Origin of the sequence: Paenibacillus massiliensis subsp. panacisoli DSM 21345, assembly GCF_000426545.1 — a bacterium.
Taxonomy (GTDB): Bacteria; Bacillota; Bacilli; order Paenibacillales; family Paenibacillaceae; genus Paenibacillus; species Paenibacillus panacisoli.
This window is the reverse complement of sequence record NZ_AUFO01000045.1, coordinates 1-12397: the sequence shown is the minus strand read 5'-3', so window position 1 is coordinate 12397 and position 12397 is coordinate 1. Positions and strand designations below refer to the sequence as shown.

At 39.6% G+C, this 12397-nt stretch carries 12 protein-coding genes; 4 read left to right on the top strand and 8 right to left on the bottom strand.

All coding sequences use genetic code 11. The features are described 5' to 3' along the window. From K331_RS0122390 to K331_RS0122375, 4 genes are all read right to left on the bottom strand, one after another. Positions 1–704, bottom strand: a 704-nt coding sequence (locus tag K331_RS0122390; protein ID WP_028591993.1) for an IS30 family transposase, incomplete at its 3' end; no start/stop codon positions are given. Between the two features lie 602 nt (positions 705–1306). Beyond that, positions 1307–4333 (bottom strand): DEAD/DEAH box helicase, encoded by a 3027-nt coding sequence (locus tag K331_RS0122385; RefSeq protein WP_084165544.1) that lies wholly within the window; start codon positions 4331–4333, stop codon positions 1307–1309. A gap of 1195 nt (positions 4334–5528) precedes the next feature. Next, on the bottom strand, positions 5529–6062 hold the full coding sequence (locus tag K331_RS0122380; protein WP_028591991.1) for a YbhB/YbcL family Raf kinase inhibitor-like protein: 534 nt from the start codon (positions 6060–6062) through the stop codon (positions 5529–5531). A gap of 186 nt (positions 6063–6248) precedes the next feature. Next, positions 6249–6926 carry a YbhB/YbcL family Raf kinase inhibitor-like protein gene (locus K331_RS0122375; RefSeq protein WP_211237355.1) on the bottom strand — a complete coding sequence of 226 codons (678 nt, stop codon included), beginning with the start codon at positions 6924–6926 and terminating at the stop codon, positions 6249–6251. Between the two features lie 249 nt (positions 6927–7175). Here K331_RS0122375 and K331_RS0122370 point away from each other — a divergent pair, with 249 nt between their 5' ends. Next, the gene (locus K331_RS0122370) at positions 7176–7841 is read left to right on the top strand and encodes a GntR family transcriptional regulator (RefSeq protein WP_028591989.1); all 666 of its coding nucleotides are present in this window, start codon (positions 7176–7178) and stop codon (positions 7839–7841) included. 323 nt (positions 7842–8164) lie between these two features. Here the strand turns inward: K331_RS0122370 and K331_RS0122365 are convergent, their stop codons facing one another. Then, complete coding sequence (locus K331_RS0122365; RefSeq protein WP_084165543.1) at positions 8165–8530, bottom strand: winged helix-turn-helix transcriptional regulator; 366 nt, start codon at positions 8528–8530, stop codon at positions 8165–8167. Between the two features lie 165 nt (positions 8531–8695). Here K331_RS0122365 and K331_RS0122360 point away from each other — a divergent pair, with 165 nt between their 5' ends. The 3 genes from K331_RS0122360 (at position 8696) to K331_RS0122350 (ending at position 10355) form a co-directional block, all read left to right on the top strand. Continuing rightward, positions 8696–9334: a nitroreductase family protein gene (locus K331_RS0122360; RefSeq protein ID WP_028591987.1), complete on the top strand. Its 639-nt coding sequence runs from the start codon at positions 8696–8698 to the stop codon at positions 9332–9334. Between the two features lie 493 nt (positions 9335–9827). Further along, positions 9828–10070 (top strand): (4Fe-4S)-binding protein, encoded by a 243-nt coding sequence (locus K331_RS0122355; RefSeq protein WP_028591986.1) that lies wholly within the window; start codon positions 9828–9830, stop codon positions 10068–10070. A gap of 3 nt (positions 10071–10073) precedes the next feature. Next, positions 10074–10355, top strand: a complete 282-nt coding sequence (locus K331_RS0122350; RefSeq protein WP_028591985.1) for a GNAT family N-acetyltransferase — start codon at positions 10074–10076, stop codon at positions 10353–10355. Positions 10356–10502: 147 nt separating this feature from the next. Here K331_RS0122350 and K331_RS0122345 read toward each other — a convergent pair whose 3' ends face one another. The 3 genes from K331_RS0122345 to K331_RS0122335 form a co-directional block, all read right to left on the bottom strand. Beyond that, positions 10503–10949 (bottom strand): MarR family winged helix-turn-helix transcriptional regulator, encoded by a 447-nt coding sequence (locus tag K331_RS0122345; protein ID WP_166653153.1) that lies wholly within the window; start codon positions 10947–10949, stop codon positions 10503–10505. 220 nt (positions 10950–11169) lie between these two features. Further along, complete coding sequence (locus tag K331_RS0122340) at positions 11170–12057, bottom strand: IS3 family transposase (RefSeq protein WP_156897677.1); 888 nt, start codon at positions 12055–12057, stop codon at positions 11170–11172. Next, positions 11994–12323, bottom strand: a complete 330-nt coding sequence (locus K331_RS0122335; protein WP_028591249.1) for a helix-turn-helix domain-containing protein — start codon at positions 12321–12323, stop codon at positions 11994–11996. The genes K331_RS0122340 and K331_RS0122335 overlap by 64 nt, the downstream gene beginning before the upstream one ends. Positions 12324–12397: the final 74 nt, after the last annotated feature.

Genomic DNA, 12397 nt, shown 5'->3' with positions numbered 1-12397 from the left:
CAGGCAAACTCTTTGCCACGGTCTGCGGTAGCGGTTTGAAATGCATGGGCAGGGTACTGCGAGGCCGCTACACCAAAGGCAATCTCCATGGACAAAGCTGTACGGTCAGGCATTCGAATGGCCGTGTACATGCGAGTTTTGCGTTCAATGAACGTAGCTACACAGCCTTTGCTTTTCCCACGGCCCGAAACGACCGTATCGAGTTCCCAATGGCCGAAGGTTTCCCGGGAACGAACTTCTTTGGGACGCTGAGAGATGGCCTTCCCCACAGCGAACTTGCCGCGTGTCTCTGCAGGCTTCTGCCGTTTACCTTTGTGACGTAGGACAGTAAGCATACCTTTCACCAAACGGCCTGTATACAGCCAACGATAAATGGTTTTGAAGCAGACCACAGGCTGTCCTTCTTGACGGAGTCGTTCTACGATCTGCTCGGGAGACCACGTGGCCTGAAGCTTCTCTTCAATAAGGGTCGACTGCTGCAATGTCCATTTCCCGACAGGGATGGAGGACTTGCGCCTTTGGACATAGCTCTCCTGAGATCGCTCGGCACGATATGACTCTTGCGCCAGGTTTCGACGGAGTTCTCGGCAAATGGCGGCATGATGCCTGCCTAATTCACTGGCAATGGCTCTGGCACTTTTCCCCTGCTGGTGGAGGATTTCTAGCTTGCTGCGCTCGATTATGCTAAGATGTGTGTAGCTCATGGTGGATTCTCCTTGTGTGAATGCGTGGTGTAGGAACCTTCATTCTACACGAATCCGGCCATGGGCCCTTTTTTTATTTATTTCCAGTAGGTGTCGCACTTCATATTACAATCCGTCATACATAAAAAGTGGGCTATACCAATTTACACAAAAAGGAGACTTAGATGAACGACAGTGATACTTCCATATTAGGCCGAACAACTTCATATATGGCTCCAGATGCTTTACCAGTTACGTGTACACCGTCTCCAAATTTAACACCTAACGGCCCATTCAAGACTGGACCTACCAAATGAGTTTAAGTGAGGAAATTGAATCATTTCGAGGGAGCTTATTAAAGAGGGAACAAAAAAGCCGCTGAAATAGCGACTTCAAAGTGACTATGTTCTTGTCCCTCGACAAGATTACGTGTCGGAACAAGCTCTTGAGGATCAATATACTTCAGTGCGTTGAGTTTTCGAATAAGAAGTGTCCTAACCGAAAAATTCTACTACTTATTTGTATACATTACACGGTTCTAATCGCATAAAATATAAACTAAGCGTACAACTCTTTACAGTTGCACGCTCCTTTTTATGACTTTGTAAGCTCCAAATATCCATCTAATTACTAAAAAAGCATGTCAAACGTAAACCAAACGTATCTTTTAAATAAGTATCTGTTGCTAGGATAATTTGTTTCATAGAATTTGTGATCTCTAATATCGATACTCCTGGTTGGACAATAGAAATTTCAAATTCTGTTTCATAACCAGCTCTCACCATCTTTTTTAACATATTTAAATTTTGTAAGTTCCCTTTTTCGAATCGTGTTTCACCATAACTTCTCTGTCTCGAATTTTCCCTTTCAATCATTCTTTGTATTATTTCTAATACATTATCATTCCACATAATTGATTTTTCAGCTTGGCCGCACACTTCATATAGATCTGAGACACGAGAACCGGGATGCTCTCCGTGTGAATACTTACAATGATAAAGATGAAATATAATTTTTTTATGCTGCATATCAATTTTAACAGAAACAATATCAGCAATTTCCCCTGATCCATCATCGTCAAAAATAATGTCTGAACTTTGATCGACAATATTATGTATCGTAGCGTATTGTATAGAATCAATCTTTCTTCCTCTCCCTTGAGATTCCGATTTAATATTGACTCCAAGATCAAGCCAGTTAACAGCATTAAGAGCATCTGAAGATAATTTAATTCCACTTTTTGGTTTGATCACTGTTTTTAGATTCTCCTGAACTACAATTACAGTTCCATCATGCTGTATAAAAGATATTTCTGGGGAATACTCATATAAGAAATCGATCATTTGAACTGAACTCTTACCTAATTTTACGATAAGCTTTTCACCTTCAATTTGCTTAAAACTATATGAGGACTCATTAATAATTTGTTCAAATATAAATTTCCTTTCATTTATTAAGAATTCAAATCGAAGATTTCCATCAACCAAACTGGGGTTCCTTAATTCCGATTGATAGAAGGGATATGCCTTTTCTTCTTTAGTAATATACAACTGTTTCGTGAAACTATTAGATGTTTCAATCGTTTCAGGTAATAGTATTTTATAAGGAACACCTTCTGGGAAGTCCTTTATTACTTCTAAAGTTAGTGAATTATTTAAAATACTATTTGTATCAATGGTATCATCCAAGACTTTTTTTCCTATATCCTGACACCACTCTGTCCAAAAGTTTATACGTTCCACCCAACGCATCCAAACTTTCCCTCTATACGAACAACCGATACTTATACGTTCCCCACCTTGATAACCATAACCGAATAAATTAGATTTAGTCGAATTAGACACGATTGCTTCACTTATTCCAGACTTAATATCGGTACCCGCAAACATTCTAAAACTAATCCTTCCACTTGGTTGTTGTTTCAATCCTAAAGTGCCAATCATTAACCTATTTATCTCATTCAAGCTTCGATATACTGAATCCCCCTTAATTGCTGTGGCTTGTGGAAACATACTTTCAACGAGTCTATTTCCTTTTCCTGTATCAGTTTCGTTTATATGTATTATTCCATTCTCCTTATCCAAAAACAAAACAAAAAAATTATAATCATATTGCATTATATCCTTTTGATCAGACCAAACTACTTTTGTTTCAATTTCCTCAATGAAAATGTAAACAGAATCTTCTTCATTTATCATTGCTGTAGTTCTATCTGAATCCAAGACCAGTTTCCACGCGTCTACAAAAGTTATTTCCGTAGGACACCGAAACATTCGGGTACTTATTTTCATCTTAAGTTGTGATATATCTATATCCGTAACATGACCTTTTTCAAACTTTCCAACAAACTCACTAAGTTCAATTTCTTTATCAATAGCTTGATGTGAATGTATATTGAGGAGCGAATTCCAATCAGAATCTTGACGGTATAACTCTTCTATCGAGTCCTTTAAATCATCCATTGCCACATTTGTTATGAGCTTTGCATTTCCTAAATTAGTACCACTTGTTCGAGCAAATCGTCCGATAAATTGAAGTGTAATTGGAAGTGACTTATATTTATCATGGATTGCTGCAATTTTTAATGTTGGAATATCGATACCTTCACCAAACATATCCACACAAACCACAATTTTTGCATTGCCATCTTTAACTTCTTGTAAATATTTATTCCTCTGTGTAGAAGGAATACCAGTGTGTATTACAACTGGGTTATACTCTTTATAATGAGAGTATACTTTTTCATATAACTCATCGGCGCGTTTACGGCTCTTCGCTCGTGCTAGAAGAACATGCTCAAATCCATTGTCCAAATCTTCTTTTAATTGTTGGATTGCGATTTTCGCGATTTCTTCATCAGACTTTTGTTCGTCAAATTCTTGAATTGGATAAAACTCAATTGGCTTGAAATATCCAGCTTTTTGCGCCATGGCCAGTCCGTAATTGAATATTATCTTACCATCCACTTTCTTTCCATCGTTTCTAAAAGGGGTTGCAGTAAATTGTAAAATTTTCTTTCCTAAAACCTTTTCTTTTACCGCTCCCCAATCCGGAGATGCAAGATGGTGTGCTTCATCAAAGATTACCACTTCTAGTTTTTGAATAAATTTCCCCCAAACAGATGAAGGCATTTTTTTTATCATACCCGGGGTAGAAACAACTATGTTCGCCTCCTGAAGTGCAGCAATCAAAGCTTTTTCATCTGTAGCTTCAACTTTTGATTTATAAAGAAAAGTAGTTGGATAAATAGACTCATTAGAGATCATATCTAATTTGGGAAGTATTCCAAAATGACGCGCTCCTTCATAAATTTGTTCTCTTAAAAGATTAGAAGGCACAATGATTAATGTTGAAGCAATTCTTTCAGAAATAATTGTTGCATACATTGTTTCGGACTTTCCTGTACCAGTAGGCAACACTATTGTAGCTGGAGAATTTGATGTTACCCAATGTGCGCGAATTGCCGATAAGGCTCCAAATTGAGGTGAACGTAAGCCAATCTCACCTTCGCTTCGCGAAACTCTCTCCTGATAAGACAATCTCCAACTATCAATAATTTTTGCTTGGCTTAATTTATTACCTTTGCTGTCCGTACAACGACTCAACTTATTACCACGTCCTATGGTTGACACTACTGTTTTATACCGCATCAAAAAAACCTTCTTTCTGTGTTGAAATTTTTGCAGATCTCTTGAAGTAATTATATAATAATTTTTTCAGAATACCGTTAACAAAATTATTTCTATCATTTTTAAATCAGGTATTCTGAATAGTTGTTTTAACGGATTCGGCTCAATACTGTGAGTTGGGTTGTCCGCCCGAGTTTATCTCTTGTTATATGAAATGAAATGTGAAAACCATCCTTCTTATGCTGCATATTCAAGTTTTAAGTACATGAGCTTTTTGTTTTGACGTTTATCTAATCGGCAAAGGGGACAAGTTCTGGTCCCTCTTCACTTGCATTAAGGTAAGCTAACCTGTCTGTTAGCTTAATGAAACAGATTAAATATCCCATTCGACAAGTTTGCCAGTTCCCACTCTTTTCAGCAGTGGAACGGAGATTTTGCCTTCAGAGAGCGATTGTGCTTTTATCTCATGACATTAGTTCTGTCATTATATTATCTAGGTAACAATCTAATTCGCAATGACACAATGTTCTTGTCCTTTTCGGCAATGGAACCAAGTTCTTGTCCCCAACAGCAAATTCCAGCACCAATATTTCGATTTTTAATGTCAAGTCGCCCATATTTACTTCTCATGTGTTCATTGTTCCAAAACAATGTGAACATTTCATATATAATGTAGCTTAATGAAGTATTAAGTGCATACACTTATTATCTAGATATTGATCTAACCAGTTATCGTCACGTTCTTGTCCATTCCTGCAATCGGTACAAGTTCTTGTCCTCAACACCTAGTTCCGGTACCAAATACCAATAATTTGCTTTGTTAATACCAATCTGCCCGAGTTTATTTCTAATTTAGTCATTTGTTCCATTAGAAATGTAAAACTGTACTGCACTATGCTGACTATTGAGACTTTAACTATATTGCTTTTTTTATTTAGATACAGATCTAATCGGTAATCGGACTATGTTCTTGTCCATCTCGGTAATCGGTACAAGTTCTTGTCCTTGGCTCGAGACAAGAACTTGTACCGATAAAATAAAAAAAGCCGCTAAATTAGCGACTTCAATGGGAATATGTTCTTGTCCCTCGACAGTTCCCTCTGATGATTTCAACCATACCTACATCTTGACTAGAAATAAAACAGCGGAAATTGCAGCATTAGCTACGAGTCCGCTGTTTTATTTCTACAAGAATCTTTTCATTTCATATCATTTCTCATTCTTTTACTTCTGCATGAGCTACAATCATGGCTCGGCCAAGGGTATGTCCAAACATATTAAATCCCAGAAATGCCGGAGTGGCTTCCGCACCTACACCAATATCCTCTACATCCAGCGCGTGTACTACGAAATAATAACGGTGAACCCCATGTCCAGCTGGAGGAGCTGCGCCAATAAATCTGGCGGTACGTGCGTCATTTGGAAGTTGATATGCCCCATTTGGCAAGTTCGCTCCATCAGGTATACCAGCGTTTCTTGGCAAATCAGTTACGTTAGCCGGAATATTTACTACTGCCCAGTGCCAAAAACCCGAACCAGTTGGTGCGTCTGGATCATACATCGTTACTGCAAAACTTTTTGTTCCCTCAGGTGCGCCCTCCCAGGACAATTCTGGTGAAACATCCTCACCACCAGGAATACCGAATAGGCCCGACAAGTGAATACTTGGGATGGATTGATTACTCGTAATATCTGAACTTTTTAAAATAAATTCCTGCACTTCAGGGATTTTTGCATAAGGATTATTCATTAGAAAAACCTCTCTTTTCTATATAATATCATTTACATAATTGATTATATAATTAAAATCGATTATGTAAATAAAAACGACTATTTAATTTAATAATTTATACCGGAGGTAGTTAGTAAACTTTACCTCTTCTACTAATAATAGCGCCGATCATCCTACTGATCCGTCGGCACTAATTCTTCCTAATTATTTAACTTCTGCTGTCGCTTCAATAACAGCTCTTCCCAACGTATGACTTAGCATATTGAATCCTAGAAATGCTGGTGTATCTTCAGCTTTAACTCCGATATCCTCTACATCTAAAGCATGCACAACGATGTAGTATCGATGAGGGCCATCTCCTACTGGTGGAGCCGCTCCAATATAACGGGCAGCACGAGCATCATTTGGTAACTGCATTGCCCCTTTAGGCAGCTCCGCTCCACCTTCATCACCTGCACCCGTTGGAAGGGAAGTTATATCCGCCGGTATATTAACAACTGCCCAATGCCAAAATCCTGAACCAGTTGGAGCATCCGGATCATACATGGTGACCGCAAAACTTTTTGTTCCTTCAGGAGCATCCGACCATGTAAGTTCAGGCGAAGAATCCTTCCCGCCCTCCACTCCAGATATGGTCGACATCTGTTCTCTCTTTAGAACACGATCTTCACCAATATTTGAACTTTTCACATCAAACGAAGCTACTTGAGGCATCCGATAAAATGGATTATTTTTTGCCTCTACCGCCTGAGTCTGTTCTGAAGCTTGGTTAGTTTCACTCGCTTCGTTGGTATTAGCTGCTGCTTTAGGTTCTTGCGTCTGACTGCAAGCTGATAGTAATACTACTCCTGCCAGCAGCACTATTCCCCATGCTTTTTTCACTTAAATTTCTCCTTTCTTGGATTATGTGAATATAATAAACTTTAGCTCATAATCGATTTTATTATATATAATATAATTTGTAAATATAATCGATTATAATATCAAAAAAAATTCATCATACCATTAGTGAATTTGTTTGCGTGAATTGCATTTAGTTCAAGTACTTTGGTAATGTTATAGTAATGTCAATAGTTCATAGATTTTATTTTGAAGAAGATTAACTGATTTAATAAAGGATGGTTATTATTTATGGCTAGGAGAAATGGCTCTTCCACACTTAGTGAAAATGTTTTGCAACAGCTTCGATCACAGATTCTTTCGGGCAGCCTGCCTCCCGGAAAACCTCTTAAGGCTTCTGAGTTGTCAGGTGTTTTCGAAGTCTCTATCGCTGTGATACGAGAAGCACTAACAAGGTTAGCTGAACAAGGTTTAATTGTATCCTTGCCTAACTTGGGATTTAGCGTTAAAACGATCTCCACAACGGAACTGCAAAACCTGATTGAGTTCCGTATACTTAATGAAGGGGCTGCTTTGGCTTCTGCCATTGAACATGGCGATATTCACTGGGAATCCACGATCATTGGGGCATACCATAAACTGAGTCAGACTCCTCAATATTCTTCTGAGAATCCAACTCAAATTAATGAGCAGTGGACAGCATTACATCGAGAGTTCCATCAGACCATTTTGTCCGCATGTCCCAATCGTTTCCTTACCGATCTTTCTGCACGTCTATGGGACCTTAGTGAACTTTATCGTCATTGGTCTATAACAAGAGACTTGAATCGAAACGTTGACGAGGAACACAAGACGTTAATGAACGCCATTATTTCCCGAAATTCATCTGAAGCTCTTGAGCTTCACAAACAACACATACACGTAACTGCAGACATCTTAATTAAAGAACAGAATTAAAAATGAAACTAAAAAAAGTTCTTGCCACAATAGGCAAGAACTTTTCATTATGATCATGTTTCTATACTAATTTGTTATACCCAAACGAGTCCCCTAAGTATATCCTTTAATCTATCATCTACTAAAATGCTGTGGAGATGCGAAATCTTCTTACAGACTATACGAAGAACTTTTTTGATCATTACGCAGTTATCGGCTCTCTCATATTTCAGGCATTGATTCCATATATTTAGCATGCTAAATATAGAAAGAGAAATAAGCAACATCGTATTTTAGTAATCCAGTCTCATATCCGGATCTAACTCCCACCGCAAGCCTCGCATTTAGCGCTGCTTGTCCTCCTCATGCTGCTCAAAGTTTTTACCCCATTCTGCGATACTATTTAAAATAGGCATAAAACTATCTCCTAACGCTGTTAACGAATATTCAACCTTAGGGGGTACTTCCTTATATACCTCTCTATGGATAAGCCCATCCGTTTCAAGCTCTCTCAGCTGCCGAGTTAATATTCCTTTGGATATGCCAGGCAGTAAGCGCTGAAGCTCATTAAAACGTCTTGTCTGCATGCTTACTAGCCATAGAATAGTCAGCTTCCACTTTCCAGCAATCATATTTTGTGGCTTAGCAATAGCACATGTTTTTATGTTTTCAGGATCCATGTGATTTGGATTGTACTCCATTTTAGCCATTCAACATCACCAATCTTCCCAAAGGTTCTTTTTTTGTGACTATGTTATAAAAATGTAACTACTTCCATTACAAGATACTATGCATTAAGATGAGTCCGTAGTCAAGGAGTCCATAATGGAGATATGACTTCGATTAAGCGATAGATTCAAGGAGGATTATTTAATATGGGGAAATATCAAAAAACTAACGATTTTAACGAAATCGTATTTGGTCGTCGCACCGTAAAGGTTTACGACCCTGAGGTTAAAATCAGCCACGAGGAAATGACCGAGATTTTGCAAGAGGCTACACGTGCGCCATCATCCATTAACTTACAGCCTTGGCGCTTTCTAATTATTGAAAGTGATGAAGGTAAAGAAAAGCTTGCTCCACTCGTTATGTATAATCAAAAGCAAATTAAAACTGCAGCAGCTGTCATTGCGGTGTTCATGGATATGCAGCATATTGAAAACATGGAGCGCATTTTGAACAAGGAAGTTGAGCTTGGATACAAACCTGAAGACATCAGAGACTTACAGTTAAATACTGTAAAACCCGGGTATGCCAACATGCCTGAATCTGAATTACGCCATTTTAACACATTAGACACGGGGCTCGTGTCCATGCAGCTCATGTTGGTTGCACGAGCACATGGATATGATACCAACGCTATTGGTGGTTACGATCGTTCGAGAATCAATGACGTATTCGCTTTAGATAAGGAACGTTACCCTACGGTTATGTTAATTACGATTGGGAAAGGAGTTAAAGAGGGCCATCAATCTTATCGTTTACCTGTAGATGAAGTGGCTACTTGGGTGTAAGAAAACGAATAACAGCAGGAACCAAGGGCTTGTTTTCAAACAGACAAGCCCTTGGTTCCTTAACTACATAACTTATTTATTACTCGTTTAGAATAGAGAATAATATGAAAAGACAGCTGATCACTTTGATCAGCTGCCCATCGAATGACCGAACTGCTTCAGATTGGTTGAACCTCTAAGTATTGCCACCCTCACATCCCCAGATCCGTAACCAGTTTCTTGAGTTGCAATGCATAAGCTCGCAATGTATTTAGGCTAGAGCCCTGAAATTTGCTTATCTGCCTCACCAAGGTGAAGTTCAAGCCTATTACTACAGACGGAGTTGGGACGAAACATTGGGAGATTTGTCGCGTTGACTTATTAGCGATTCCTCTTTATAATTCGGACATCGAGAGCCAAGGCAGATCATGCATGAGACGAATGCTAATACGAAGTCTAATTCATGGATCTGGGTCTCTTAAACAAACTCAAATGTGAAAGATGTGAAGGAATTATGAGTAAACAGAAAGTATACTACGGTAAAGATATCGAAGTGATGTTTAATTCTGAGGTATGCATCCATTCGGGTATTTGCGTAAAGGGTCTTCCTGGTGTTTTTGATTTGAGCAAGCGTCCTTGGGTTAATCCCGATGGCGATACGTCAGAGGCCATTGCCCGGCACATTGACACATGTCCAAGCGGAGCGCTGACGTATAGACGCCTGGATGACGAATATTCAACAAGGAAAGAAGGCTAAAGCATGCATAACGTAGAACATGAAACTGCTAACAAACGATTTCTTATTCAAGATAACGGTGACATTGCTGCAGTGATGACGTATGTAATCTCAAGTCCGGAGCTGTACATTATTGATCACACTTTGGTCGAAAATGCTTACCGAGGACAAGGACTTGGCGATAAGCTTCTCAAAGCCATGGTGGAATACGCGCGGGAAAACGGTATTAAGATTTTACCCTTATGCCCGTTCGCCAAGGGACGTTTCGATCGTATCCCTGAATACGCGGATGTTCTCAATAAATAACAACAATCTAATTAGGGTAGTAATCAGAAAGAAGAGCCTGAGAGTACGAGACTTCCTCGTCCCCTTCAGGCTCTTCTTAGGTGTCTGCTCAAAAATAGCGACCCTGCTCTAGTTATATTCAATAAGAAAGTTACTGTATACGATCTATCAAACGTTTTCCTTCAATTGTTCAACATTTTTGTTTAATTGCGCTAATATTTTTCTAAGCACAGTTAGCTCTGTATCATTGATTTCAGTTAATAGCTCCTTGGCAAAATACTCTTTTTCCTTTTGTGAGGATTCAATCAATTTTCTTCCTTCGTCCGTTAATTGGACTAAAATGATACGATTATCCCCTTCTTTTTTTCTTCGTGATACGATCTTATTGTCTTCGAGCTGTTTGAGATGTCTGGCGACAGCTGCCTTATCAAGCGTCACTTTCTTTTGTAGATCACCTTGACTTATTTCAATCTCTTGATATATTAATGCGAGTATTTCAAAGCGAGATTGGCTGATGCTGATGTATGCATCAAATGTAGTATTTATGGCGTTGTTTACACGGTACATTTCGTATAACAACTTCGACTCCTGTGACCAATCTTTGCTCAAAACCATCACATCTTTCGTAATAATATTGGACTGCTACCTGCTTGCAATGTGCTTACAATGTATTAGACAATATACAATTTATTTTCTTTTTTTACAAGTACGCTGTCCTACACCACTGCAAAAACATGTTTTTATTTCGCTAGGGCGACCATCCTTCTCATTCAAAGCCTAAAAGCCCTCTCTCAAGTTGGTCAAGCCCCCAATTAGTAGACATTGAAAAAAACACCTAGGCAGCAAACTGGCGTCGGTAATCTACCGGCGTCAGTTTATTTAATTTACGCTGTGGTCGTCTTCGGTTGTAAAATTGAATGTATTTCTTAATTCTCTTTTGTGCCTCCGCCATTTTTCGGATATCATAAGGGTAGAGCCCTTCCGTTTTAAGATGTGAGAAGAAGCTCTCCATAGAGGCGTTGTCTAGGCAATTGCCCCGGCGTGACATGCTGATTTGGGCGCCAACCTTTGGCAGCATGTCATGGTATGCATGAGACGTGTACTGGAATCCCTGGTCGCTGTGAACGACCACTCCGGTCACGTCTTTTCGCTTGGCAAATGCTTTGGCAAACGTTTGGAGAACTAACTCGTTATCGTTACGTTCGCTTAGCTGGTAGGCAATAATCTCATTGTTGAACAGATCTTTTATTGCCGAGAGATAGAGCCAGCGTTCGCCTACCCGGTATTGGGTCACATCCGTTACCCATTTCTGGTTGGGTTTGTCTGCCGTAAAGTCTCGTTTCAGCAGGTTCTCTGCCACACGATCTCCAGCCTGCTGCTTCGTCCCGTTCCTCCTACGTTTCCGGCGAATCCTGGCTTGAAGTCCAAGCTTTTGCATGAGGCGCAGAATCTTCTTGTGGTTCATCCATATGCCGTCATCTTGCCACAAGAACAATTGGAGCTGCCGATACCCGTACTTTCCCTCGTAGCGCTTGTAGACTTTACGAATTTGTTGTTTGGCTTCAGCATTGCGGTCGTTCCCTTTTCGCTTCAAATAGGCGTAGTAACCGCTTCTGGAGACGCCAAAGAGTTGGCACAACTCCGCAATTCCTCCTAGGCCTACGGCTTGCTCGATGAGTTTAAAGCGTTCTTCCTTACCTCCTGCATCCAGATTTCCAAACACTTTTTTAACATGTCATTCTCCCGTTTAAGCCTTTGAACATACCGATCCTGATCCATATATTCCTCTCGGCGTCCTCGCTGATCCAGTAGTCCATACTCACCCAGTTCTCTGTACTTACGCATCCATTTCTTAACTCTATCCTTATCCTGGATCCCAAGATGTTCAGTAATCTGTCTGTATGTCCATTTCTCTTCCACATGTAGTCGGATTGCCTCTTTCTTATCTTCTTCAGTATATGATTTAAACTTCTGTCCTTTAATCGCCATAAAAATGCACCCCTTAGATTTCATCGGATTAACCAGGGGGTTTTTCCAATGTCTATTCTAAGGGGTGCAATTCA

What these genes read in the sequence shown, in the direction of transcription:
- K331_RS0122385 (WP_084165544.1), bottom strand. Translation starts at nt 4,333, where the DNA reads ATGCGGTATAAAACAGTAGTGTCAACCATAGGACGTGGTAATAAGTTG.
- K331_RS0122380 (WP_028591991.1), bottom strand. Translation starts at nt 6,062, where the DNA reads ATGAATAATCCTTATGCAAAAATCCCTGAAGTGCAGGAATTTATTTTA.
- K331_RS0122370 (WP_028591989.1), top strand. Translation starts at nt 7,176, where the DNA reads ATGGCTAGGAGAAATGGCTCTTCCACACTTAGTGAAAATGTTTTGCAA.
- K331_RS0122365 (WP_084165543.1), bottom strand. Translation starts at nt 8,530, where the DNA reads ATGGCTAAAATGGAGTACAATCCAAATCACATGGATCCTGAAAACATA.
- K331_RS0122360 (WP_028591987.1), top strand. Translation starts at nt 8,696, where the DNA reads ATGGGGAAATATCAAAAAACTAACGATTTTAACGAAATCGTATTTGGT.
- K331_RS0122355 (WP_028591986.1), top strand. Translation starts at nt 9,828, where the DNA reads ATGAGTAAACAGAAAGTATACTACGGTAAAGATATCGAAGTGATGTTT.
- K331_RS0122350 (WP_028591985.1), top strand. Translation starts at nt 10,074, where the DNA reads ATGCATAACGTAGAACATGAAACTGCTAACAAACGATTTCTTATTCAA.
- K331_RS0122345 (WP_166653153.1), bottom strand. Translation starts at nt 10,949, where the DNA reads ATGGTTTTGAGCAAAGATTGGTCACAGGAGTCGAAGTTGTTATACGAA.
- K331_RS0122335 (WP_028591249.1), bottom strand. Translation starts at nt 12,323, where the DNA reads ATGGCGATTAAAGGACAGAAGTTTAAATCATATACTGAAGAAGATAAG.